This is a genomic window from Marinobacter nauticus ATCC 49840, from assembly GCF_000284615.1.
Classification (GTDB): Bacteria; Pseudomonadota; Gammaproteobacteria; order Pseudomonadales; family Oleiphilaceae; genus Marinobacter; species Marinobacter nauticus.
This window is the reverse complement of the sequence record NC_017067.1, coordinates 1,158,948-1,181,903: the sequence shown is the minus strand read 5'-3', so window position 1 is coordinate 1,181,903 and position 22,956 is coordinate 1,158,948. Positions and strand designations below refer to the sequence as shown.

The window sequence follows — 22,956 nt, the reverse complement described above, 5'->3', positions numbered from 1 at the left end:
GAGTGAGATCATTGGTTTTCAAGATTGTCTGGCGCAGCAGCCGGAGGGGGTACCGGCACCGGCATTCCCAGCGACTGACAGGCATCGGCAATCGCCGCCACCACTGCATCAATCTGCGGGTCATGAAGTTGGCCAATACAGCCAAGCCGGAAGCTCTCCGCGACCGTCAGCTTGCCGGGATAGATCAGGAAACCTCGGGCCTTGATGGCCTCGTAAAAACGGGGAAAATCGAAATCCGGGCTGTCTGGAGACAGGAAAGTCGTAATGATCGGAGACAGCCATTCATCGGCCAGCAGAGTCTGGAACCCTAGCTCGCGAAGGCCCGCCACCAGTCGGTCTCGGTTTCGGCTGTAGCGGGCAAGACGACCGGCCACACCGCCCTCGGCCTCGTGTTCTCGCAGGGCCTGCAAAAAGGCGGCGACCACGTGGGTCGGCGGCGTATAGCGCCACTGCCCCGTTCTTTCCATGTACCGCCATTGGTCGTGCAGATCCAGCGACAGGCTGTGACACTGCCCTTCGGATTCAGACAGCAGGGTCTTGTCCACTATGGCAAAACCGAAGCCCGGCACACCTTCAAAGCACTTGTTGGCGGACGAAATCAGCGCCGCACAGGGTAACTCCGCCACGTTGACCGGCAACGCGCCAAACGCGCTCATGCTGTCGATAATCAGGCGCTTGCCAGCCTTTTCACAAACCTCGGCGATTTCAGGAATCGGGTTGAGAATGCCCGAACTGGTTTCGCAGTGAACGACCACCACCTGATCAATCTCCGGGTACTGTCGAAGTGTCCGTGCCACCTCGTCACCCCGCGGCGGATGGTAATCTCCTTTGTCGATGGCCAGACATCGACGGCCCAAGCGATCAAGAATTTTGCTGATTCGCTGTCCATAGGCTCCGTTCATCAGTACCAGCGTGGTGCTGTTCCGGGGAACCAGCGTGCCCAACGTGGCTTCCACCGCAAAGGTACCGCTACCCTGCATGGGAACGCACACATGACTATCCTGGCCACCGGCCACACGCAGCAGACGCGCACACACCTCTGCGGTGAGCTCATTAAAGTCGTTATCCCAGGAGCCCCAGTCGTGCAACATGGCCTGCTTCACAGACAGACTGGTGGTCAGCGGACCGGGGGTCAGTAAATACGGATCGTTCGGGGTCATTGGAGTCTCCAACGGAATTAGCCAGTGCGTTTGCGGGCTCGTGCCGCAGCACAGCGGTGGATAAAATCAGGATCAAAGGGATCAATGGCGCCAAACCGGTCCAGGCGAAACGGCTCGGAAGTGACGAAGGTCGGCTGGCCGGCTATCAGTTCGCTGATGAATCGACCAATGCCTCCCGACATACCAATGCCGGCACCGGAACAGCCGGTTGCAGCGATAAAACCCTGAATGCCAGGCATGGGGCCCAGCAGGTAGAAGCCGTCCGGGGTATAGCTGGAAACGTTGCTGACGTAGTGGGCCAACCGGAGTTCGTCCAGCAGGGGAAGCTGAGACCGCAGTGACGCGTACCCGTCCTCAAGGGCATGCTCACCCGCTGGATCGGTATCGAAGCGGAAGCCCTGCAGACTCTCGGGCAGGACCGCCGGGTCTGCAACCACGGCCTGTGCTTCCCGAAGACCGAACAGCAAACCGCCCACGTCTGGCCGCGCATAAGCGCCACTGTCGGGCAATATCGTCATCGGGCCATGGGCAGGAATACGAGCGTCAGGTGCGGATATCCAGTAATGACTGCGCACCGGCGCCATGCCAAGGTGAACACCCACTTGCCTGGCCAGAGCCGTACTCCAGGGGCCGGCGGCATCAACCACCAGGCCGGCCGAGAGCACTTCACCATGCCCTAGGCGAACACCCGTTACCCGGCCACCCTGCATAAGCAGGTCGCTGACACTTTGCTTCAGACGGAACCGAACACCACGGCGGCGCCCCTCAGCGGCATAAGCCATGCACAACGAATAAGGATCAATATAGCCATCGTCCGGCAACCAGAGGGCGGCAGTATCGGGTGTCAAATCAAGCCACGGAGCCAGTTGCATGGCATCTTGCACGGCAATCGCATTTGCAGTCACGCCGGCCTCTTTTGCTCGCCGGGCCGTCTCTTCGAGCTGGCGCAGCCCGTCTGGTCGCGCAGACACCTGCAGACTGCCAACGCTTCTGAGCGGTAAGGGCTCACCGCTGCTCTGCCCCATTTCCTCGATGGCGCGAAAGGTTTCCATGGCCAAAGCCGTCAAGGCCGAATGCGGACGGATACGGGTAAGAAGCGCAGCCGCGTAGCTGGTGGTCTGCTCTCCGAGGCCGTGTCGCTCAACCACGGTGACGCTGAGGCCGGGTAAACGACTGAGATATCGGGCAATCGCGCATCCGAGGATGCCGCCTCCAATAATGACGACATCCGGATGATGGGGTGTGGGCATGGTAGCTCCTCGCTCATCTGGTATAGACCAGTTTGCCGAGGAACTGTGACGGTTTTATGAAGACCCGATGACAGTCCGGAGACGATCTGCCGGAGTGGTCAGCTCACTTCAACCTGAATACTCAAGGCATCGTGCAGCCAGAACTCTTCATCGAACTCGATAAAGCCTCCCTGACCGTCCTGACTGCAACGGGTGACATAGAGCCCTGCGGTACCAGCCGTTACACCGATGGCACTCGCCTGAGGATCCACCAACGCCGTGGGATACATTTCAATTCGCTTACCCTTCAGTTCCACGCCGTATTGCTCCCGGAGAAGTTTCCAGAGCGAGCGGTTGAAATCGTATGTCTCAATGCCCGGCAAGCGGGTCGCATTCAGGTAAATGTTCTCAACCAGCACTGGCCGGCTATCAATCTGACGGCGCCGACGAAGCCAGATCACCGGATCGCCGACAGCCAGGCCGGTTTTTGTGGCAAGCCAGGCATTGGCCTCGGTCGCGGTGACATCCAGGGTTTCGGTTTCGGGCACTCGCCCCTGAGCGGTAACGTTGTCTGAGAAACTGTAATCGTGCGTTGGCTTGTAGATCAGCCGGGGCGGAGAAACAAACCAGCCACGGCGATTGGAGCGGTAGATCTTTCCTTCTGCTTCCAGTTGCGCGAGCGCGAGACGGGTGGTGACGCGGGTAGTGCCGAATTGTTCGGCCAGGATTCGCTCGGAGGGTAATCGGGTATTCGGGGTCAGCACTCCCTTGTCGATCTGCCCCGCTAACTGATCTCGCACCCTCAGATAAAGCGGCAGGGTACCCTCCGCAAACGCTTGCTGCTGCATACTCCGCTCCTGTCACCCACAAAACCTGCCACGCTAAGCCGGCACTGTGACGACAGTATGACAGAGCACGGGCGAAGGGCGTAAGTTCCTGAACCCGGTACGTTAAAATAAGAAACCCCAGGCCACATCGGCGGCCCGGGGTTTCCGTCTATTGCTTTTCAATGAGCAGAGATCGTTCAGTACAGCAAACTCAGCGACACGTTATCAAAGTAAACGTCGTTGTCGTTGCCGGCCTTGCGCTCACCGCCAATGTGCACCACCACGCTGCGGACACCGGCCGGTAAAAAGCCCTCTATTGACTGGGTTTCCCAGCTCTTGATGGAGGTACTGGTACGCTCCGGCGACTGGTTCCACGCCACCGGCTGATCGTTCGCATCGCGCAACTCAATCCTCAATTCCGGTATATCATCCGCCGACCAGGTGGTCATTTGCGCCGAGAGATCCAGATACACCTTACCGGCGTCGATATCCTGCCCGTAGGACGAAATATCCACCTGCTGGAACGCCGAATCCGTGCAGCAGTCGCCAGGCAACCCCTGGCCGAACCCTCGGCCCGCGAAATAGTAGTCGCCCTCGGCCGCACCAAAGCCCCCGTTGTTGTTGGCCGTGATGGCACTGACCAGTCCGCTCGACAGCGTCCAGGCCGAGAGGTCTCCGGCTTCTGCATCACCATTGGTCAGCAGGTTCGGGGTGCGGGTGCCGGCCAGGCTGAAACTGTAGCCCTCACTCCAGGACGACCAGTTCATCTGCGAGTCTCTCACCCGGGCTCGCCAGTAATAGGTGGTGCCGGGCTTCAGCCCCAGAGTGGGCCTTGGCTGTCCGCCGTAGGCATCGTAGGAGGAAACGTGCGTATTCTGAGAGGCAAACCGTTTGTTCCAGCGGTAGTAGTCATCCCCCCCCGGACGGACGGTCTTCAGGCTTAACAGCTCCGACAGATCCAGACGGAAGATATCGGCGCCCTGCTGGGTATCAATGGCTTCATAGCCCTGATATTCATCACCGCCCACCTGAGTGGCTTCATCATAGAACAGATTGTGGCGCCGGGTTTCGTTACCCCATACGTCAAACACGACCCCCTCGAACTGCTCATTCTCGGAGATCTGCCATTGCACTTCGTGCACCTGCTCAGGCGCTCCCACGTTCACCGCCAGTTGAATATCCGTGGCCGGCAGCTCACCCGTTCCCGCGGTTGCCTGCGGCAGGTTGTCATTGCGGTTACTGGCGAAGGTTACCTCATCCACCACCTCAAATTCGGTATCACCTTCATACCCGCCTTTTTTCCGCTGCAACGTCACCGAGGCGTCCGCTCCAAAACGGTACGTCAGCACGCTGTAACCAAACTCGCTACGGCTGACCTCAAAGGTATCGTAGTCGCTGATCTGATTGTTCTGATGATCGGCGTTGTCGAGTGGTTCAATGTAGCCTGAGGCACTGGCTGCGTTGAGCCACAGGTGCGGCGTGTTTAACGACTGCCCGCGGGAATAGGAATGAGTGTGCCCGAAGAAATGGCCGGTGACCGCACCGGTGCGGTCGCTGTATTTTTCCAGCTCAGACACCATTTCGCAGGAACCAATGCTTTCCCCCACATTCCACATCTCAGACAGGCAGCCGTGATGGAACATGCCCATCACGAAGGTCTTCTGCTGGATTTCGGCATCAAGCAGCGTTTCCCGCAGCCATTGGCGCTGAACCGCCAAGGTCTCGCGATTGAAACTGCCGTGGGCGCCCGAAATCGGGTAGCTGTCCAGCCCAATCAACCGAAGGTCCAGATAATCGATGAAATACCAGTGATCCTCATAGCCCACCGATCCGTTTTCCGGTGGCGACATGTAAGTTCGATACAGCTCCAGCTCCGCATTCGAGTAGTAGTCATGGTTACCCGGAACCGTAATCAGTGGCACGTAGGGTGTGATATCTGCCATTCGCCCGAACAGCTGGTCCCGCCAGTTGGAACGGTTGCCGCCGGTTTGTACCACGTCCCCTGAGATAGTGATGGCAGCAATGTTCTCGGCACAGGTCTCGGGCTGAGTACCGTTGCATTCCTCGGTCATGAAACCATCTGTCACCACGTTGTTCAGCACCACCTCGTAGATCTCCCGATCCAGCTGGGTGTCACTGATCGCAATGAACCGCGCCTGATCAACATCGTCGCTCGCATCTGGCCAGGTTTTGAAGGCAAAGGCCTGCGTCACCCGCCCCACTCCGCCTGCGTCGTTCGTCAGCACGTAGTATTCGTACAAACGATTTGACTGGAGCCCCGACATGACCGCCCGATACACCAGGCCATCCTCGGAGTGAACGCCAGCGTCAATCTTCTGAAACTCGTCCGAACTGCCGAAAGGACGCACCCACACCTGCGGCTGCGTGTTCTCGGTCTCAAACATCACCGTCATGGTATCGCTACCCGGTGCCTGCAAATACGGCCTGACAATAAAATCGGGGGGCTGCTCTGCCGAAGGCGCCGGCACCACCACAGGGTCTGGGTTGCCCGGCTGCTCAGTGCCAGGGGCCGGAGCTGCGTCAGAACTCGAACTGGAATCGTTACAACCTGTCAGCAGCAGGGCCGAGGCACCGGCTGCCAGCAGTATGCGGTAGGGGGAAGACATGAAACTCTCCTTTATTGGTATATACCAGTTTTGGTACCTACCAAAATAGAGGGAGAAAGTGTCAGTCCTGTGATTATTGTGTTGCGGTCACCTTAAAGATTCATGACAACTGGTACATACCAGATGCCCCCTTGCGAACGACTCCGGTGATGCCTGTAACCGTGCCGGGCCGTCTCAAGCAGGCCTGCCCGGCAAGGTTGTCATGCCCCGTATCTCAGAGCCGGCAAAATCAGACCACTGCGGCTTTGAGCTGCTCTGCCAGTTCATCGTCCAGTGCGTTGGCACGTCTGGCCGCTGGCCGGCTTTCCAGTCTGTCGGTGTACTCCCGGAACACATCAAGCCTGGGGATGTTTTCCTGCATCATTTCCCACCAAAGGTAACTACTCACCAGCACATCTGCAGCCGTGAACTGATCACCGCAGATATAGGGAGTTTTTGCCAGCGCTTGTTCCAGTACCTTAATACTGTCGTTGACTGGCCCACATCCTACAGCCTGCTCGTTGCTGCTATCGATCCGCCAATCATAAGCGATGGCGCTGCTCGCCATTTCAAAAGGCCCCGCCATAAAAAACAGCCAGCGGTAATACCCGCCACGCTCCGGTGCGTGGAGCCCGGGAGCCAGATTCTTTTCCGGGAACCGATCGGCCAGCCAGGCACAGATCGCGGCGACTTCAGTCACCACCACGTCGCCATGCTTGATAGCGGGCACCTTGCCCATCGGGTTAATGGCCAGGTATTCCGGCCCTTTCATATCCCCGCCAAACTCCAGTGTTTTCACCGTATAATCGGCACCCACTTCCTCCAGCATCCATCGAACCACGCGCCCGCGGGACATGGGATGGGTATAAAGCGTCAGATCTGACATATTGATCTCCTTTTCCTGCCAGTTGTTTTCATGATTGTGTGTACTGCAGCGCCAGCTTATGCGGCAATTAGGCAAGAATCCGTCCTAAATAAATGAAATAATTCGTGGCATCATCTGACGGCTGATTCAGCTCCCCGGAGGCGCCCATGTCTGGCCCAACCACCCGTGTATTGACTGTTCTGGAACTACTTCAGGCTCATGGCCAGTTGGGCGGAGGGGAGTTAGCGCAACGGCTGGGCGTAAACCGGCGCACGGTTCGGCGCTACATCCGGATACTGGAGGATCTGGGTATCCCTGTGATGACAGAACAGGGACGCTACGGTGGGTACAGACTGGTGGCGGGCTTCAAACTACCGCCGATGATGTTCACCAACGAGGAAACGCTGGCGATCTCGCTGGGCCTGCTTTCCGCGAAGCAACTTGGATTGACCGATGCAGCGCCCGCCATTGCCAGTGTTCAGGCCAAACTGGAGCGGGTAATGCCCGACAAGCTGAAAAGTCGGGCTCGGGCCATCAGCGAGACAGCCAGAGTAATCCTGCCGCGCAAAGAGCCCAATCTGGATGAACATGCACTGGACACACTGGCCACTGCCACAGAAACCGCTCGTTCAGTCCATTTCATATACCACGCTCCACAACACCCCGAAATGGAGCGGAACATCGACCCCTACGGCCTGGTTTTCAGACAGGGGCGCTGGTATGTCACGGGATTTTGCCATCTCCGGTCGGCCATGCGCTCATTCCGACTGGACCGAATCAGCGAGGTTCAGCTGCTCGCAGACCGCTTCATACGGCCTGCAGATTTTGATGCCGCAGAATTCCTGCACCAGAGCTTCATGGCCTGGAACAATACCCACGCGGTATCCCTGACCTTTCATACCGATCCTGCAACGCTAGCCTCATTATTTGATCCCGGCGAATACTGCCGTGATGGCATTCAGCAAACTGCCGATGGCCTTTTGATGGAAACCCACGTCGACAGCTTCGAGTGGTTCGCCAGCTGGCTAGCCCAGCTGACCTTTGCTTTCACCATTCATTCCCCTGCTGAGCTCAAACACGCGGTAAAGGCGCACGCCACTCGCCTTCTGGATAGTTGCCGATAGCCGTTGTCGATTTCGACCATTCCCAACCGACTAGACTCATAGACACAAACCAAACGTCCAGGAGGGTTATTGCCATGACACATCCGAGAAATACCATTTGCCTCTGGTTCAACGGCCAGGCTGAGGAGGCCGCTCAGTTTTATACCAGCATCTTCCCCGATTCCTCAGTCGGCAGGATATTGCGCGCACCCGGGGATTATCCCGCCGGATCCAGGGGCGACATCTTAACGGTTGAATTTACGGTGCTTGGCGTTCCCTGCCTTGGGCTCAACGGCGGCCCCGCCTTCCAGCATAACGAGGCCTTCTCTTTCCAGATTGCGACTTGGGATCAGGAAGAAACAGATCGCTATTGGCATGCCATAGTCGATAACGGGGGCGAGGAAAGTGCGTGCGGATGGTGCAAAGACAAGTGGGGACTTTCGTGGCAGATAACCCCCGTGGCCCTTACCGAGGCGATCAATAACCCGGACCCCAGTGTTGCCAAGCGTGCCTTCGACGCCATGATGACCATGGGAAAAATCGATATTGCTGCTATCGAGGCAGCGGTTGGCCCCTGAGAGCCACACCTGGAGCAATTGATGGGAGCAAGAAACGCCACTGGCTGGTCGATTGACGCTTTGCAGCCAGAGCTAACGGGTAAAGTCTTCGACTTCCTCATAGTGCGTCACTGAAACGCGCTCCCCCAGTGCCCGCATGCCCACCATCTGCGCAGGGTTTTCCCCGCTCCAGAATGCTTTCCAGCTTTCCACGGAATCCCATTTCGCGACGGTGAGCACCTCGGTTTTGTCCTCAGGACTGCGGAGCATAAAGCTACCCAGGGCTCCGGGCACGGTTTCATGGATATGGTTGGTGGTGCGAACCCAAACCTTCTTGAAGTCCGCGAAGTTCTCTTCCTTAACTTTCCAACGGTAAACAACCCGAATCATACTGCCTCCTGCAAGAAGTACCGCCAGCCCTATAAATGGCGGTGAAGCGTGATCAAAAGCGACGCTGGCTGCTGGGTAACGGGATGGCGTGGCTCTGCGATATCAACAATGGAGTAACCGCAGTCCCGGAACAACGCTACCCAGGAGCCGAGCGTGCGAAAGTACCAGGGCATGGATTGCCATGTTCCCGGGAAATCCCGAAAATCCTCATTGCGCCAACCGTCGAGATAGGGGCCGCTCACCAACCAGGGATGCACCGTCTGCATGACCATTCTTCCCCGAGGAGCAAGCAACGGCCGGAGAGCCCGCAATAACCCGGCCACGTCTTCATGGAGGATTGCGAAATTCACAGACACCACATCAAAGTTGTGGCCTATCTTCCGGGCATCGTCGACAAGCTCAGAATAGGTACAGACGTGGAATCGTCCTCCCCCAAGGGACCGGGCCGCTTCAATCAACCCGGGTGAGCCATCCACCCCGACGCAGTCAACACCATGACTGGCGAGCGCCCGTACCAGCCAACCTTCTCCGCACCCCAAGTCAAGCACCCGCCTCGGATGTTGGGCGAGCACGGCGTTGACCATGGCCTGATCAGTCACCAGGCGGCGACTCTCGATATCGCCGTCGCGGACCGCCGAGGTCCAGAGTTCGGCATTCGTTATCCAGCTTTGCGCCAACTCGGATGGTTTATTGGAGCTGCTGCTCATTCAGAATTCCCGCGTGCCACCAAGCATGCCCTGCCCGGCAGTTAAATGGGTTTACTGCCCTTTTCCTCGATCGAATCAATGGCCTGTTTCAAATGCTCATTGAACGCCTCAGGCCTTTTCAACATCGGGAAATGGCCAGCATCCTCAATGTACATAAGCTGGTAATCATCAATGTGTTTTCTATTCTCTTCCACCGCTGTCGGCCATAACCTGGCGTTTATCGAGATGACGGGCACCCTGACTTCATCAAACGCAGTGGCCGCTTCGCCAGTGACATATCGCCCGAGATAGTTTCGGAAAGCGTTCAAGGCAATGGCCTTTGGCGCAGAAGACATATCTTCTTTCACCCAGGAAACCAATGGCTCATCGGCACCTTCAGGAAACATAGGTGCGACAAAATCCTTTACCGCCGACGTAAAGTCAGCCTCAAAGGGCTGAGCCATTTCATCAACGACACTTTGGGGAATTCGCTCCGCAACGTTCTGTAAGGTATCAACCCCTATCACACCAACAACTCTGGCCGGCATCAATCTGGCTGCTTCGGCAATCACCGCACCGCCCATCGAATGCCCTACCAGAATCGCACGTTCAATGCGCTCTTGATCGACAATGGCCTTCACATCGTGAGCGAAAGCCACCATCGAATAATCAGAGCGGCCAACCGATGAGTGCCCATGGCCCACCAGATCAACCGTAATCACCTGATAATCGCCGGCAAACGCCGGTATTTGTTGCTGCCAGTAGCGTCCGTCACAACTCCAGCCGTGGATAAACACCAGAGCCGTTTTTCCACTCCCGACCACGTCATAAGCGATTCGTTCTGAGTCAGAAGACAGGGCAACCTTGTGCCTGACAGGTATCTGGTGAGAGGCACAGCCTGTCAGCAGGAGGAAAGACAACACAACCAACACTATCGATCTATGCATAAACAATCCCTTTGGTTCATACAAGGCTGTTGTTAAGCGCCCGACGCGGGCATCCGGTTCACTGGATTGGAAAGCTCAGAAAAGCCAATGGCCTCAGGCCATCGGCTTGAAATCTGGCAACGAAGCCACACGCTTCAGCCATGCCAGAATCGCCGGATAGTCTGCCAGTTCAAAGCCGCCCTCGTGAGCTACGTGGGTGTAGGCATAAAGCGAGATGTCTGCCGTGGTCGCATGCTCCCCTGTGAGATAAGGCGTTTTCTGAAGCTGCTGCTCCATCACTCGCAACGCTTTGTGGCCGCCGGCTTGCTTCGACGCATATTCCTCAGCTCTGTCATCAGGCAGCCCAAGGTACTTATTGATGAAGCGGGCTACCGCGATATAAGGCTCATGGCTGTATTGTTCGAAAAACTGCCACTGCAGGATACGCGCTTGAGCCAGCCCACCCTCGGGGTATAACGCCGATCCGCCTGCCAGGAAGTTGATAATGGCGTTGGACTCGGAAAGCGTCTCGCCTCCATCGAGTTCAAGCAAAGGTATTTTGCCATTCGGGTTCTTTCGCAAGAACTCGTCGGACCTGGTGTCGCCAGCCAGAATATCGACCTCAATCCACTCGTGGTCGATGTTCAGGAGGTTGCACACCAGCTGAACTTTGTAGCAGTTGCCGGATTTGGCATCACCGTAAATTTTCATCTGCTCTCCTTACCGTGCCCCACAGGAGCACCCGATGTAAGCTCCAGTCCGGAACGAACTACAATAGAAAGCTCTTCAGTAACCGGTTTCGTAGTCTTTCAAATGATCCCGTGTTCATTGCCATCACCGATTCCGAACACTTTGCCGAAAACTTGCTTCATAACGCCCACCATCACGCACTCGTCGCGTGGATGGCCTTATTGGCATCCGCTATCTCATGTTGGCTAAACACCTGAATACCATGCCGACGCAACAACGCGGCCGTAACCCCGATGCCAGGAGTCCGATTACCTGAAAAGCTACCATCATAGATGAAAGAGCTGCCGCAAGAAGGACTGGACTCAGCCAGTACAGCTATCTCAATGTTGAACTTTTTGCACAGCTCCAAAGCAATGGAGGCACCTGCGATAAAATCATCGGTGACAACATCTCCGCCTTTTTCAAAAACGTCAGCTTCACCGTCTAACACACTGGTTCCGCTACCTCCGAAGATCTCCGCAGGCTTCCTGGGGATACTCATCCCGGACTCCACTTCCGGGCAGACGGAAACGATCCGGCCTTCAGATACCCACTTCTCCACAAGTTGATCGTGCACCGAAAGGCTTCCACCATCGTATCTGACCTTTTTACCTAAAAGGCATGCACTCATTAATACTTTTCTCAAATTACTAGCCCCTCAGGGTTGCGGTTCTAATGCTGAAATAAGCAGTGCCCTGACAAGGGCGTCCGGTGGAGGCCACAGGACGGAATGGGCTACAACAACTTGTTAACCATACTTGATGGCGAGCAAAGTTGCCGACACCGCCGCCGCAGCTAAAAACGGCGCTATGAGTATGAGTAAAGAGACTCGATACTCCTTTAGCGACATATAAATCCAATAGGCGGCAACAAAAAAGGAAGCCACCCCTACCCCGTGGGCCCACTTACCCGAAAACTCAGCGAGTCCCGTGCGTCCAGGTAGCGTCACATTGTCGAAATAGAATGCCACCGTACCGGCAACCAGGAACACGAAACTGAACAAACCATTAATGAATGACCAGCGCCGACGATAATAGCTAGCATCCCTGATGACGGGATCAAACTTCCACAATGTCAGGCTCTCCAGATTGTCAATGAGGTTAACGCTTGCGTAAACAGCATCCGATGGAAGGCTGTCGGGCCGGGAATGAACTTCCCCCAATAAAATGGACACGCCCCATCAATTGATTCCTTCGAACTCTATCGGAGTCCGGTAACCAAGACCACTGTGCAGCCTTTGGCTGTTATAAAAGCTCTCAATATAGTTACTTATATGTTTCCGTAATTGCCGCATCGTCACGAAGCTCGTGGCGTGCAGCAACTCGCCCTTCAGTGTCTTGAAGAAGGACTCCACCTCAGCATTATCCGTACACTGTCCTGGGCGGTTCATGCTGTGCCGTACCAAGTATCGATTCAGCAGAGCTTGGGTCTTATGAGCGCGATATTCGATACCACGATCCGTATGGAACAATAGGCCCGGGGACGGTTTCCGGCTCGCGAAGGCTTCCCTGAGCGTTGCCCTGGCAAAATCTGCGCTCAGATTCTCACCAAGCCGCCAACTGATGATGCGTCGGGAATACAGATCCAGCACAACCGCCAGGAACACATATTTCTTGCCCAGCTTGATGTAGGTGACATCGCTGCTCCACTGCAAATTCGCTGCGACCGGTTTGTCGGCCTCCAGTCGATGATTGGGCAAGGCTTTCAGGTCTTCCCTCAGCGTCCTCATTCGGGCGATACACGCGAGCAACACGGGCTTTCATTCCCCATTCCCGCATGACCCTCGCAACCCGGTTCTCGCCGACAACCAGCCCCTCTCGACGCAGAGCCTGGTAGACCCGTGGACTGCCATAGCGGCCTTTGCTGTCGTTGAAGACTCTTCGAACCTTCAACAGTAAATCAGCATTCTCAGCAGCTCTCTGACTGGGCTTGCGGTTTGCCCAGGCGTAGTAGCCAGACCGAGATATGTTCAGGTGACGACACAGCGCCTTTACTCCGTGTTGTCCTCGGTGTTTCCAGACGAATCTGAACGCTTCCGTCGTTCCTCTGCCTGAAAACGTTGAAACTTTTTTAGGATGTCATTTTCCTCCTGAAGCTCCGCTATCCGGCGTTTCAGACGGTTGATTTCATCCCTCTCTTTCATCAGCTTTTTGGCTTCATCAGGCGCTTTCTTGACCCGTTTCATGGCGAACTTTCCCTCTCGGTATTCCTTTCGCCAGCGTGACAGCATGAAGGGGTGTATATCCAGCGCTTCCGCTACGCCTTTCACGCTCCGGTGCGCCTGGTAGCTCCATTCCACCGCTTTGACCTTGAACTCAATGCTGTACCTTTGGGTCTTCTTCCCCGTGTTCATTGCAGGCATCGTTCTTCTCCCTCTTCGGAGTTATCGATGCGTGTCTACTGAAGTGGGGGAAGTCCAGAGGCGAAGCCGCAATGCAGTTAGGTGTCGCTGTGCCTGCGCGTTATGTGGGGCTTCAAGAATTGACACCATAGTATGAAGCAACTCGCTTTGAGCGCTTAAAATAAGAGGAACAGACCACATAATAAATAATACCAAATAGGATCGGTGCTGGCTTTTCACTAACGTAACCTCGCATATATAAATAATATATAAGCATGATCGCTACAAGACTCAGCGCCAGATCAATCCTCATTAACCATTTAATCTTTGATGGAACCTTATCCGATTTCATTAGTAGCGACTTCCATATTAAAAAGGAAATCACAGCTCCAGGAATAAACCTCACCAATGATGCAATAAGATTCAAGTCATTTTGAGAGTTGTTTCCCCAAGTAAGCAAAAACAAGGGAGGCAGCGCCAGAACCACCAATACTCCTATCCCCCAATTAATACCATTGAATACCCGAAAACAACGAAGCCAGCCACCATATCCAAGGCCAGACTCCTTGCTTTCAAATACGCTAGTGGTTTGCATAGAGTTTCCCATAATGCCAAAACGAAGGGGCGCGTCTCACGCGTCCGACTTCCGTGACTTGTTAATTTTAGTTTCGGGCTGCACCGTAGCTCAGACTGACAACCTGCCAAGCAGCGCCATCCCACTTCCAGGTTTCCGAAAACGCCACTACCGGCCCTGGGGATTGACCAGAAATGGTATACCCCTGACCAGTGACAGTGGTGCTGCTACCAGAATCCTGAATGGTTAACGCAGTGTCGTGTTTTTCCCCTCCTTGGGGAAACCAACTGCCATTGCGCTTGGCTGACGAGATCGCGTCGATCTGGGATTTTTTGGATTGGACACCACGCTCGGTAGTGACCGTAAAATTGTCTGCCTGGACCCGAGCAAGGTGCTCAACGTCACCTGCGAAAAAAGCCGAGTACCAGTTTTCTCGCACTTGCTTAAGATCTTCGTGATGCATGGACTGATCCCTGTCTTTAGAAATTAACGCAAAACTTTGCGACAATTTTGGAACCGCAAAGCGGTGGAAAAATTGTCCGGCAACAGTGACTTGTTAGCTGGTACGAGACTCGTAGTACTGATCAAACCACAAGTCCAACCCCAAACTACTAACTCTCTCCAAACACGTTGCAGACAGAGAGAAATCATTGTTGGCTGTCCTGAAATGCTGAACCACAACTAAGCTAGCTTCGAATTGTTGCTTAACATCGTTAACTCGATCAATTATTGGCGCCAATAGCTCTACCAACCTCATTAAATTGTCCTCCACCGACGCCGAAGCACTCAATCCAGTACCAAGAGACCATCGGCTATGCGTACGTACCGCACTCGAGAAACCAACCCTATAGGTCTCTCCTTTATTCCAAGCGGAGGTCGGAGGTACACCTAATTGATTCGTAATCGTTGTATGATCACACTCAAATCCATACACGCCAAAATATACTCTCAGATCCTCAATCATAGCGTTCCTTTTCTCGGACCTTCTCGTTCTTACAGCTAACACACCGAATAAGCGGCCATTTGGAGCGCCAGCTCAAAACGGCCCGCTTAATTCACTTGTTTACTGATTACATGGCACAGTACGCACCGACCAAATCACCGCCAACCCCGATAAAAATATATTTGCCCTCGGTAGACTTCATGCCCAACCCAAATTCTTGACGCTTTGAGTCATACCATTCGATGTAACCTCCATCGATAGCGGCGGCCCGTCAGCGACGCCCGGTGGAGGGCCATCGGCCGGGAACAGACTTAATGGCATTGTTATACTAGAAGCCTACTGACTGTTGCATGGTGGAAGGCATCCGTATGTGCAGACATATTCCCAAATTAGGCGCCGTTCCAGATACTTAATATAAGCCGCGGTGTAGACCTCTCCCATTTCTACAGGGCAGGCAGACACCCATAGCATAGGTGCATCAGTATCGTGAGACATGGTTTCTCTGAACGTGTTGCCTCCTGAGTGTCCAGGCTTTACGCTGAACGCTGACGTGTTGAATTGCCTCAGGCGATCCCCGAGAGTTTGGCCGGTTGTTTCACCTATGTAGATAATGCTGTCGTTATTGACCCTAAAGTCCTTAGGCTCATTTTTGCTCCGAGCGATGAAGTAGACGCCTGGAAGCTTTCTTCCATTGACCTCGGCTCTGGCCTCCCAGTTCACCCATGGCGAAAAGCCAACTTCTCCAAACATTCAATTCTCCGCAGATTCTGTATCACGTCATGACCTTGCGGCGCACCGGAGCGCCAGCGTAGGGGCGTCCGACAACAGCCGATTGTTAAGAGGCCGGCCCTTGAATTTGAAGCCAACCTTGGTGTTCGCAGTAATTGGCGAAATCTTGGTAGTTTTCATTGATCCACATTTCACTGGGATGATCATGAAAGCCCACGATTCCAACACCCCCATCCCGAATCTCTAGATTCCTGCAGTTGCGAATGCCCTTTTGAGTGAGCTTGCCTCGTTCGGAGAAGTCGGTAACCACATCATTATCAACTACCACGCAGGGCTCGGACGCGATCTCTATCGCGTGCAGGCAAATACTTCGATAGTTCTTGGGGAGCACCGGAATGAGCCTGAATGATCCTTTATTCTTCCAGAACATGATGCCTCTTAACGCTGAGGTAACCGGCTCCGGAGCGCCAGCGGAGGAAACCAAATGCGGTACGCTTTTGGTTGCCGGTTGACCATATGGTTATAGCTCAACCAGCCAAGCTCCGCTGGAAAACACAGCTTTAGTGGCAATGATAAGGCTGTGAACCTGCGTGACAGCATTGCCCAGGTGGGCTGTCTTTCCGGCAACCGCCACCATGAGCGAACGCCGTCGAGGCGAACACAACAAGAACCAAACTTAGCATTATTTTTTTCATGGTCATTCTCCAGGATTGAGGTGCTAGCGCACTGTGCAACCTCCATGTTAATTGCCCTCCAACTATCTTGGCGCAACCCAGAAAATGTAGACGAAATGTACGTAAAGCGCCATAACGCTGACGTTTATCGGCGCTCCGACAGGGGCGTCCGGTGGAGGCTGCAGGCCGAAACAAACTACAACAACTTGTTATGCCAGCTTGGTTCCGAAGTCGAAATTTCTTTCCACATAAAAATCTCGATCTTCCGCTGTAGAAAAATCTTTTGAATAGATCACTGGGTAAGGCTCTTCATCCGGGTACTCTTTATCAATCTCCCAGTATCTCTCCTATGGCCGAAATATGGCTTCGTAGACGACAGATACCGGAACAGGGCCTTTATGGTGATTTCCGCGAATACTGATTCGCACCAATATCGTAAGGCTACCCTCTTGCTTTAGCCTGCGGTCGTAGGCCCTATACTGACTACAATTCGCGATGAATGTTTCCATAGATATTCAGGCCTAACGCGGAACGCAGCGGCGCGCTTAATGAGCGTCTGGCTGCCGTGGTTGGTTATGTATTCTTAATTGCAGAAATACCCCCAAAATGCTGCTCGGGATAAAGCTTAATAGCATAATAACTACATACCCGGATCGCATAAATGCTATCGAAGAAATTAGTGAATGCAGGAAAAAGCCAGTCACCACAAAAATTTTAGCATTCATACCACCCACTTTTTCGTAGCTATGCGCAGCTAAGTACCCAGCGCCAGTGCTCACGAAAACAAACACTAAAACCAAGAAACTTAGCCGGAGTGCATTGATGAACTCTTCACCAACCAAGAATGACCATACATAGGAGAGGTACCAAATAGTTACAGCCCCCATGACTTCTCCCGAAAACAGAAATCCGAAGGCTCTTCCAAGTGAGGCGGGGCCTGAAGGAGCAGGCGTATAGAAAAATGCTTTGACTAACCGGTAAGCCCCAAAAGCGACGACTAACGCCGGGAGCGAAGAGATTGCAGCTCTTCTAATTAACTCGAAATCCAAGCCCAGCTCCCTAGAGTACATAACGCCGACGTTCAGCGGCGCTCATACAGCGCAGCGAAATGGACGCCCGATGTAGGGCCGAAGGCCCGAAACGAACTACAACAACTGGTTATGCGCTATAACTGTCGCTTCTTCAGATGCCGCCAAATTCCCCATGCAATGATCGACGACAGGATGATCGTGCCCGGTGGAACCACTACGAGCAACAGAATACCTAAACCCATGTCATCTACTAATTCCGCCCGTGTGGATGCCCCAGTCGCCCACATTTCGTAGAGCACAACAGCCTCGGCCAACGCATTCCAGAACACGATCGCGCTTACCATGGTGCCAATTATTGTAAAAATAACGCGTCTATTCATGGACATAACGCCGATGATAAGCGGCCCGACAGGGGCGTCTGGTGGAGGCCGCCAAACCGGAACGAACTTAATCGATTTGTTATAACCTACCCGAACAGTGCCACGTTGATCGTAGGCTTAATGTATACACGGACACCATAAGGCATTGGTTGCTCCCCGTCATAGCGCGAACCAAAACACTTTGACGCGGCAAACTCCAAATACTCGCCAGTAGAATCAAGCCTGCGTGCTATACCAGGGCAATCGGTAACCCGCATGGAGAAAATTGGCTTCTCAATGCCTAATGATCGCATTTCAAACCAAACATCAGCGTCATATTGGTAAATAGTTACAGTAAGCTCAATTCCATGCCTCTGGACTACGTACCTATGCCAAATACCGTCGTGCTCCACTTCCGGAAGTACCTCAAGCACGGATAGCACATCTGCCTCATCCCAGACCAGCACCGAATCTCCTTGGGCTATAACGATTGCGGTAACCGGCGCTGGAGCGCAGCGGAGGGAACCAAGAGTGCCTTGCTTTTGGCGTCCGGTTGACCGCCTGGTAATTTAATAGAGCCAGGCTCAATTCAAATACCCCTGTAAATCGGCACACAACTTTTTGATTGCTGATTGAACTTCAGCTTTCTTGGACTCCAATACTTTGGTGGGTAATGCGCACCACTCACCATTACGCCATACTTCAGCGAAGCCAAAGTCCTCTTCTCCGTCCCATTCCAGGAGAACCCGCCTTTCATCCTTCGCGAAGATCGTTCTGATTGAGCCACAATAATCGACCAGATCATTCTCAGACTCTTTTACGAACCCCGCTTTCTCCAAATGAGGCCATATCCCTTGTTCTATTCGATAGTACTCGTGCATGGTCCCTCACACATAACGCTGGATGTTAGGCGTCCGCGGACGGCCGCCAGGCCGGTAGCGAACTTGAACGATTGGCTATGCATTTTTTCCAACATAGGCCTCCAGCTTTTCAGGAACATGAGGCCAAAACATTGCCCAGTCTTCTGGCTTTGGGTAACGCTCCCGGTAGCGTTCCCTTTCTCTCCCACTAAGGCTGCCGAACCAATCAACGAATCTGTACCAGTAGTCTTCGCCAAGACCCATTCGCTAACCGATAGACCCCAACGGTATGTCGAGATACTGAAGCCATGGTGGAAGCATCTCATTGTCCATTAGCTCGCCCCGTCCGCGGTAAGCGCTGCATAACGCCCTGGGTAAGCTGCCGATAAGGAGCGCAGCGTAGTAGGCGTCCGGTGGATGGCTGTCAGGCCGGGAACGAACTACAACAGCTGGTTATGTGTTACTCCCTGGGGCGCCGGAACCCAACGCCTTTGCCGCCCTAATTTCGTGTACTTTAAGTCCAATTACCCACCGAATGTACCGCAGGAACATTCCCACTGCTAAGGAGCCTGAGACCAGCACCATTATGAGGATGCCAAAAAACTCCTGTGGAGAACCAGAGTATTCAGGCTGCGATGTTTGGTAAAAATACACCGCCCAAACCCCAACCATCGGGAGCCCCAATACCAGCGAGAACACCCAAAACCATAGCCAGCGGGTGATCAACACCGGAATGACCAAGAGGAAAGCTGATATTGCGAGAACAATCTCAATGCTCATTCAGTGACCGCATAACGCTGAAGCACAGCGGCCGCTGAAAGCGGCCCGGTGGCCATAGGCCAAGTACTGATGCGCCTTGTTAAATTATTTGATAATTGGTGTTCCCCAACCGTCATAGTCTGCATTGAATTCGTCCGCCAGTTTGAGCATAAGTGAATTCTGCTGATTGATGATGTGAAGGTCTAAAACGGTTTCTTTTACTAGGTCCCCATACCAATAGTGGGTGCTGTAGTTGCCCCCGCTAAACCGGACACCACCTCATTCGTTTGATGCCAGTTCCGCCCGGTACTCCCAGGGCGATTTCATTTTCAGCCCCTTGTGCGGGTGGCTGCGGTTATAGTCCTCGATCCATTCCGGCAACCTGGCCATCACTGTGGCGGCATCAGGAAGATCGTTCAGGTACACATAGTCCCGCTTGAACGTCTTCACGAAGGCCTCAGCCATGCCATTGCTCTGAGGGCTTCTCACCGGTGTGGTACACACGACAAAGCCCAGAGAGGACGCGAAGGCTCGCGTTTCTTTGGCAATGTAGCAACTGCCATTGTCAGTCAGCCACTCCAGTGGATGAGGCACTCGCTCTGACTGGCCGAACCGGTATTCCAAGCTTTCCAGCAGCAGGTCCTGAACCATCTCACCGGTGATGCCACCAGTGGTCGCTACATAGCGCATCAGCTCACGATCACAGCAGTCCAGGCTGAAGGCTACACGGACAACCTCCTTGTTCCAGCAGCGGATCTCCAAGCCATCTGAGCACCAGCGAAGGTCCGGCTTCAACGTAATAACCTGGCCATTGTGGCAGCGCTCTTGAGGTCGCCCTGTATACCGGGGTAACAGCAGCCCATTCTGCTTCATCAGTCGGTACACGCGCTTGTGGTTTACTCGCTCATCGTTGGCTGCGAGCAACCGATTCAGTCGAGCCGTGATCCTTCGATAGCCATTGGCAGCACGGGCCTCGCACAGCTCACGGATAAACGGTAAATGCCGGTCATCGTCCTGTTTGCTGTATCTCGGGCTTCGGCCTTTCTGGCGACCATGAAGGCGATCCAAAAGATTGGAGCGCGACACCTTCAGCACTTCCGCAACCCGCTTCAGAGGGTATCGTCCGGTGGCAGCAACGGCATGCGCGAGATCAACTTTTTTGACTGAACCACCTCCAGGGCTTCCCGGAGTATTTCAGCTTCCATCGTCTTGCGGCCCAACATCCGCTCCAGCTCCCGAACCTTCTTGTTCAGGGCTTTCACCTCGGATGCGCTTACAACCTCATCACCGGATTCAATCGCGGACATGCCACCGTCTTTCATCAGCTTCTTCCAACGGAACAACAGACTTGCTGATATACCATGACGCCGGGCTACAAGCGATACCGACATGCCTGGCTGCTCACACTCTGCAACCATGAATGCTTTCTCCTGCGCGGAATACCGGCGACGGCGCTGCACTCCGGTTATGACTTCGATTCTCTCCACCTTGGACACTCCTTTGCACTAGGTCTATGCCTAGGCCTTTGCTTCTACCAAGGTGTCCGGTTTAAATGGGGGCTACTACAGGTGCCTTGATAAGTATCCTCTCCCATATAAGCCGCCCGGTATCCGAGCGATTCACCTTTTTCCAGCAATTCTTGAAGACAGTCTGAGGTGTAGCATAAAAAATGATGCTCTATAGGATGTGGCTTCGTGGGAACTGAACCCGCCTCGATGAGTGCCTTTATCACCCTTTGGTTCATCTCGACGTTTGGTTCAAATTCAGATGCTTGAATGGCGTGGCAACCGAAGAAAATAATGATCGCTGCAAATAATCTCTGCATGGACTTTCCCTGTGATTTAAACGCTAGCCATAAGCGGCGCCCTGACAAGGGCGTCCGGTGGAGGGCCATCGGCCCGGAACAGAACTAATGGCCTTGTTATAAGTTCTCAAAGCACGGATTTCCCTGCCGATATGACCAAGAGGGCGAAACCGCCAACAATCTATCGTCGTCGCCAAACTTCAGACCTACCCAACCCACCCAGGTACAGCCTTCTTTCTCGAACGTTTCTTGATCTGTGAAAGCTTCGAACGTATCAACAATTTCAGCCTTCTCCTGAGAACCTGCCAGCTTGGGTATGGTAGCCATAAGCTGATCCTGAGTTTTCTGGAGCCGATTGATTGTGTCATCCCGATAGGAAGCAGTTACGCCAGAGTCTAGTGCTTGGTAAACCCAAAACGCGTTGGTTCCGACCAGAAGAATTAATAAGACGATTATCGCGATTTTCATAGTGACCTATAACGCTGAACGAAGCGGCGCATCCTACGCGTCCGTCTTCCGTGACTTGTTTAACGTTCCATTTTTCCACTTCCCGATCAACCCGTATCCAGCAAGCAAAACACCCAAAACCAAAATAATCCCTACAAAAGCAAAGAATCGATCATCGCCAATAGCTTGGCTTACTATTGGGTCGCCTCCGCGAATCGAAAGCTCCCCTGACAGCAGAGCAAGTCCAGCTATGAAGATAAGTACCGCTCCTCCAGAGAGGCTCTTGCTGTATTCGCCAAGGCGTTTGTCTTTTCGCTGTGCTTCTATGAACTCGTCTCTCTCCTTTCCCTCATAGTTTTGGGCTTCAGTAAGTACCTCTTCATGCTCGGCTTTCGTGACCCGAGAGATCCAAAAGGGAGCCGAAAGGAAAACTCCAATAAATCCAAGTGGGATGAGCAGTATTAACAGAAATTCCACGAATACTTCCTTGTGACTTTTAACGCCAGCCAGCATGCGCGGCTGCGAAATGGAGGCGAAGCCGCAATGTAGCAGGCGTCGCTGCGCCTGGCCTTGTTATAAGCTGTATGCTACTGAATTGAATCAATGATTTTATTTCTTACAAGCTCAACTGAATCCCTATTGTAGCCAGCAACCGCAACCATGAGCTTGCTTTGATTGGGTGATATTTCTATACATTTAACCACAACACGATTTGACTTTACGTTTCCGTATATTCCGTACTCATTTTCAACTTGATTCTCTAGCCCTAGGACTTGCAGAGCATAAGAGCTTTGTATCTCGCAAGCCTCTTTGGATTTGTTCAGATCTTTAAACCATGACCAAAGCTCAGGCGGTTTTTCCTCAGCGATAGCGGATCCTGATAATAAGAACAAAAATACTAAGACTGCCTTGTTAAGCATGCTGACTTCCCTAGTGCTTATAACGCCTTGGTTTAGCGGTGGCCCGCCAGGGGCGTCCGGTGGAGGCCGTAGGCCGGAACAAACTACAACACCTTGTTATGTGATTGCACTGTCAGTTCACTGGGCCTGACATTGTCGACAGCACGAACAGATAGGTAATCACTAACAATCCCAAACTCAACACCAAAATCCCAATCTGGCGTTTGGTATTCAGCGAGAAAAATCTCTCTCTGTGCGATAAGACCGGGACCAGAATTGCCATTGCGATCAATGCGCTGATGCTCCCCTGATAACCATCGTAAAGACCACCATGAGCATAGAAGGCAAATGCTCCGAGTAATGCCAAGGGAATCAGAGACGACAGGACGACAACGGTTGCGACCCAGGCTCTGGTTACATTACTTCTCATGAGGACTTACCCCTCAGGCACATAACGC

The 22,956-nt window shown here is 53.6% G+C and carries 27 protein-coding genes and 2 pseudogenes; 2 read left to right on the top strand and 27 right to left on the bottom strand.

The window, feature by feature from the left end; all coding sequences use genetic code 11:
* Nucleotides 1-8: 8 nt before the first annotated feature.
* The 5 genes from MARHY_RS05490 to MARHY_RS05470 form a co-directional block, all read right to left on the bottom strand.
* A complete protein-coding gene (locus MARHY_RS05490) occupies nt 9-1,160 on the bottom strand; it encodes a 2-aminoethylphosphonate--pyruvate transaminase (protein WP_014420917.1) in 1,152 nt (383 codons plus the stop codon).
* 17 nt (nt 1,161-1,177) lie between these two features.
* On the bottom strand, nt 1,178-2,410 hold the full coding sequence (locus tag MARHY_RS05485; RefSeq protein ID WP_014420916.1) for an NAD(P)/FAD-dependent oxidoreductase: 1,233 nt from the start codon (nt 2,408-2,410) through the stop codon (nt 1,178-1,180).
* Between the two features lie 98 nt (nt 2,411-2,508).
* Nucleotides 2,509-3,237 (bottom strand): UTRA domain-containing protein, encoded by a 729-nt coding sequence (locus MARHY_RS05480; protein ID WP_014420915.1) that lies wholly within the window; start codon nt 3,235-3,237, stop codon nt 2,509-2,511.
* A gap of 176 nt (nt 3,238-3,413) precedes the next feature.
* Nucleotides 3,414-5,843: a metallophosphoesterase family protein gene (locus tag MARHY_RS05475; protein ID WP_014420914.1), complete on the bottom strand. Its 2,430-nt coding sequence runs from the start codon at nt 5,841-5,843 to the stop codon at nt 3,414-3,416.
* Nucleotides 5,844-6,072: 229 nt separating this feature from the next.
* The gene (locus tag MARHY_RS05470) at nt 6,073-6,708 is read right to left on the bottom strand and encodes a glutathione S-transferase family protein (RefSeq protein ID WP_014420913.1); all 636 of its coding nucleotides are present in this window, start codon (nt 6,706-6,708) and stop codon (nt 6,073-6,075) included.
* A gap of 146 nt (nt 6,709-6,854) precedes the next feature.
* Here MARHY_RS05470 and MARHY_RS05465 point away from each other — a divergent pair, with 146 nt between their 5' ends.
* A complete protein-coding gene (locus MARHY_RS05465) occupies nt 6,855-7,811 on the top strand; it encodes a helix-turn-helix transcriptional regulator (protein WP_014420912.1) in 957 nt (318 codons plus the stop codon).
* A gap of 74 nt (nt 7,812-7,885) precedes the next feature.
* Entirely contained in the window at nt 7,886-8,368 is a 483-nt protein-coding gene (locus MARHY_RS05460) for a VOC family protein (protein ID WP_014420911.1), read from the top strand.
* A gap of 72 nt (nt 8,369-8,440) precedes the next feature.
* On the opposite strand, the gene MARHY_RS05455 is transcribed toward MARHY_RS05460, so the two are convergent.
* From MARHY_RS05455 to MARHY_RS05340, 22 genes and pseudogenes are all read right to left on the bottom strand, one after another.
* Nucleotides 8,441-8,737: an antibiotic biosynthesis monooxygenase family protein gene (locus tag MARHY_RS05455; protein WP_014420910.1), complete on the bottom strand. Its 297-nt coding sequence runs from the start codon at nt 8,735-8,737 to the stop codon at nt 8,441-8,443.
* Between the two features lie 29 nt (nt 8,738-8,766).
* A complete protein-coding gene (locus tag MARHY_RS05450; RefSeq protein WP_014420909.1) occupies nt 8,767-9,444 on the bottom strand; it encodes a class I SAM-dependent methyltransferase in 678 nt (225 codons plus the stop codon).
* A gap of 41 nt (nt 9,445-9,485) precedes the next feature.
* A complete protein-coding gene (locus tag MARHY_RS05445) occupies nt 9,486-10,220 on the bottom strand; it encodes an alpha/beta fold hydrolase (protein ID WP_197535990.1) in 735 nt (244 codons plus the stop codon).
* Between the two features lie 243 nt (nt 10,221-10,463).
* Nucleotides 10,464-11,060 (bottom strand): glutathione S-transferase family protein, encoded by a 597-nt coding sequence (locus tag MARHY_RS05440; protein ID WP_014420907.1) that lies wholly within the window; start codon nt 11,058-11,060, stop codon nt 10,464-10,466.
* Between the two features lie 172 nt (nt 11,061-11,232).
* Complete coding sequence (locus MARHY_RS05435) at nt 11,233-11,724, bottom strand: 2-thiouracil desulfurase family protein (protein ID WP_197535989.1); 492 nt, start codon at nt 11,722-11,724, stop codon at nt 11,233-11,235.
* A gap of 102 nt (nt 11,725-11,826) precedes the next feature.
* Nucleotides 11,827-12,252 carry a hypothetical protein gene (locus MARHY_RS05430; RefSeq protein ID WP_014420904.1) on the bottom strand — a complete coding sequence of 142 codons (426 nt, stop codon included), beginning with the start codon at nt 12,250-12,252 and terminating at the stop codon, nt 11,827-11,829.
* A gap of 6 nt (nt 12,253-12,258) precedes the next feature.
* Nucleotides 12,259-13,440 (bottom strand): annotated as a pseudogene (locus MARHY_RS18490) (IS3 family transposase).
* A gap of 112 nt (nt 13,441-13,552) precedes the next feature.
* Complete coding sequence (locus tag MARHY_RS18700) at nt 13,553-14,014, bottom strand: hypothetical protein (RefSeq protein ID WP_158011875.1); 462 nt, start codon at nt 14,012-14,014, stop codon at nt 13,553-13,555.
* Nucleotides 14,015-14,081: 67 nt separating this feature from the next.
* Nucleotides 14,082-14,456 (bottom strand): nuclear transport factor 2 family protein, encoded by a 375-nt coding sequence (locus MARHY_RS05415; protein ID WP_014420899.1) that lies wholly within the window; start codon nt 14,454-14,456, stop codon nt 14,082-14,084.
* A gap of 93 nt (nt 14,457-14,549) precedes the next feature.
* Nucleotides 14,550-14,957: a DUF4279 domain-containing protein gene (locus MARHY_RS19080; RefSeq protein ID WP_041654603.1), complete on the bottom strand. Its 408-nt coding sequence runs from the start codon at nt 14,955-14,957 to the stop codon at nt 14,550-14,552.
* An 814-nt stretch (nt 14,958-15,771) separates the two neighbouring features.
* Entirely contained in the window at nt 15,772-16,095 is a 324-nt protein-coding gene (locus MARHY_RS05400) for a hypothetical protein (RefSeq protein WP_041654601.1), read from the bottom strand.
* A gap of 789 nt (nt 16,096-16,884) precedes the next feature.
* Nucleotides 16,885-17,388: a hypothetical protein gene (locus MARHY_RS05390; RefSeq protein WP_158011874.1), complete on the bottom strand. Its 504-nt coding sequence runs from the start codon at nt 17,386-17,388 to the stop codon at nt 16,885-16,887.
* 116 nt (nt 17,389-17,504) lie between these two features.
* Entirely contained in the window at nt 17,505-17,750 is a 246-nt protein-coding gene (locus MARHY_RS05385) for a hypothetical protein (protein ID WP_158011873.1), read from the bottom strand.
* A 563-nt stretch (nt 17,751-18,313) separates the two neighbouring features.
* Nucleotides 18,314-18,610 (bottom strand): hypothetical protein, encoded by a 297-nt coding sequence (locus MARHY_RS05375; RefSeq protein ID WP_014420892.1) that lies wholly within the window; start codon nt 18,608-18,610, stop codon nt 18,314-18,316.
* A gap of 432 nt (nt 18,611-19,042) precedes the next feature.
* Nucleotides 19,043-19,369, bottom strand: a complete 327-nt coding sequence (locus MARHY_RS18805) for a hypothetical protein (protein WP_041654597.1) — start codon at nt 19,367-19,369, stop codon at nt 19,043-19,045.
* Nucleotides 19,370-19,453: 84 nt separating this feature from the next.
* Nucleotides 19,454-19,582, bottom strand: a pseudogene (locus MARHY_RS19075) (ribonuclease E inhibitor RraB); the annotation flags it as partial.
* A gap of 45 nt (nt 19,583-19,627) precedes the next feature.
* A protein-coding gene (locus tag MARHY_RS05365; protein ID WP_158011872.1) for an IS3-like element ISMaq2 family transposase occupies nt 19,628-20,835 on the bottom strand; the annotation gives its coding sequence in 2 pieces (ribosomal slippage) (nt 19,628-20,508 and nt 20,508-20,835; 1,209 coding nt in all).
* A gap of 44 nt (nt 20,836-20,879) precedes the next feature.
* Nucleotides 20,880-21,173 carry a ribonuclease E inhibitor RraB gene (locus MARHY_RS18480; protein WP_158011871.1) on the bottom strand — a complete coding sequence of 98 codons (294 nt, stop codon included), beginning with the start codon at nt 21,171-21,173 and terminating at the stop codon, nt 20,880-20,882.
* 96 nt (nt 21,174-21,269) lie between these two features.
* The gene (locus MARHY_RS18695) at nt 21,270-21,479 is read right to left on the bottom strand and encodes a hypothetical protein (RefSeq protein WP_014420886.1); all 210 of its coding nucleotides are present in this window, start codon (nt 21,477-21,479) and stop codon (nt 21,270-21,272) included.
* 174 nt (nt 21,480-21,653) lie between these two features.
* On the bottom strand, nt 21,654-22,076 hold the full coding sequence (locus MARHY_RS05350; protein ID WP_041654594.1) for a hypothetical protein: 423 nt from the start codon (nt 22,074-22,076) through the stop codon (nt 21,654-21,656).
* A 110-nt stretch (nt 22,077-22,186) separates the two neighbouring features.
* Nucleotides 22,187-22,519: a hypothetical protein gene (locus MARHY_RS05345; protein ID WP_014420884.1), complete on the bottom strand. Its 333-nt coding sequence runs from the start codon at nt 22,517-22,519 to the stop codon at nt 22,187-22,189.
* Between the two features lie 112 nt (nt 22,520-22,631).
* Nucleotides 22,632-22,928: a hypothetical protein gene (locus MARHY_RS05340; protein WP_014420883.1), complete on the bottom strand. Its 297-nt coding sequence runs from the start codon at nt 22,926-22,928 to the stop codon at nt 22,632-22,634.
* Nucleotides 22,929-22,956: the final 28 nt, after the last annotated feature.

What these genes read in the sequence shown, in the direction of transcription:
- MARHY_RS05490 (WP_014420917.1), bottom strand. Translation starts at nt 1,160, where the DNA reads ATGACCCCGAACGATCCGTATTTACTGACCCCCGGTCCGCTGACCACC.
- MARHY_RS05485 (WP_014420916.1), bottom strand. Translation starts at nt 2,410, where the DNA reads ATGCCCACACCCCATCATCCGGATGTCGTCATTATTGGAGGCGGCATC.
- MARHY_RS05480 (WP_014420915.1), bottom strand. Translation starts at nt 3,237, where the DNA reads ATGCAGCAGCAAGCGTTTGCGGAGGGTACCCTGCCGCTTTATCTGAGG.
- MARHY_RS05475 (WP_014420914.1), bottom strand. Translation starts at nt 5,843, where the DNA reads ATGTCTTCCCCCTACCGCATACTGCTGGCAGCCGGTGCCTCGGCCCTG.
- MARHY_RS05470 (WP_014420913.1), bottom strand. Translation starts at nt 6,708, where the DNA reads ATGTCAGATCTGACGCTTTATACCCATCCCATGTCCCGCGGGCGCGTG.
- MARHY_RS05465 (WP_014420912.1), top strand. Translation starts at nt 6,855, where the DNA reads ATGTCTGGCCCAACCACCCGTGTATTGACTGTTCTGGAACTACTTCAG.
- MARHY_RS05460 (WP_014420911.1), top strand. Translation starts at nt 7,886, where the DNA reads ATGACACATCCGAGAAATACCATTTGCCTCTGGTTCAACGGCCAGGCT.
- MARHY_RS05455 (WP_014420910.1), bottom strand. Translation starts at nt 8,737, where the DNA reads ATGATTCGGGTTGTTTACCGTTGGAAAGTTAAGGAAGAGAACTTCGCG.
- MARHY_RS05450 (WP_014420909.1), bottom strand. Translation starts at nt 9,444, where the DNA reads ATGAGCAGCAGCTCCAATAAACCATCCGAGTTGGCGCAAAGCTGGATA.
- MARHY_RS05440 (WP_014420907.1), bottom strand. Translation starts at nt 11,060, where the DNA reads ATGAAAATTTACGGTGATGCCAAATCCGGCAACTGCTACAAAGTTCAG.
- MARHY_RS18700 (WP_158011875.1), bottom strand. Translation starts at nt 14,014, where the DNA reads ATGCAAACCACTAGCGTATTTGAAAGCAAGGAGTCTGGCCTTGGATAT.
- MARHY_RS05415 (WP_014420899.1), bottom strand. Translation starts at nt 14,456, where the DNA reads ATGCATCACGAAGATCTTAAGCAAGTGCGAGAAAACTGGTACTCGGCT.
- MARHY_RS19080 (WP_041654603.1), bottom strand. Translation starts at nt 14,957, where the DNA reads ATGATTGAGGATCTGAGAGTATATTTTGGCGTGTATGGATTTGAGTGT.
- MARHY_RS05400 (WP_041654601.1), bottom strand. Translation starts at nt 16,095, where the DNA reads ATGTTCTGGAAGAATAAAGGATCATTCAGGCTCATTCCGGTGCTCCCC.
- MARHY_RS05385 (WP_158011873.1), bottom strand. Translation starts at nt 17,750, where the DNA reads ATGAATAGACGCGTTATTTTTACAATAATTGGCACCATGGTAAGCGCG.
- MARHY_RS05375 (WP_014420892.1), bottom strand. Translation starts at nt 18,610, where the DNA reads ATGCACGAGTACTATCGAATAGAACAAGGGATATGGCCTCATTTGGAG.
- MARHY_RS18805 (WP_041654597.1), bottom strand. Translation starts at nt 19,369, where the DNA reads ATGAGCATTGAGATTGTTCTCGCAATATCAGCTTTCCTCTTGGTCATT.
- MARHY_RS18480 (WP_158011871.1), bottom strand. Translation starts at nt 21,173, where the DNA reads ATGCAGAGATTATTTGCAGCGATCATTATTTTCTTCGGTTGCCACGCC.
- MARHY_RS18695 (WP_014420886.1), bottom strand. Translation starts at nt 21,479, where the DNA reads ATGGCTACCATACCCAAGCTGGCAGGTTCTCAGGAGAAGGCTGAAATT.
- MARHY_RS05345 (WP_014420884.1), bottom strand. Translation starts at nt 22,519, where the DNA reads ATGCTTAACAAGGCAGTCTTAGTATTTTTGTTCTTATTATCAGGATCC.
- MARHY_RS05340 (WP_014420883.1), bottom strand. Translation starts at nt 22,928, where the DNA reads ATGAGAAGTAATGTAACCAGAGCCTGGGTCGCAACCGTTGTCGTCCTG.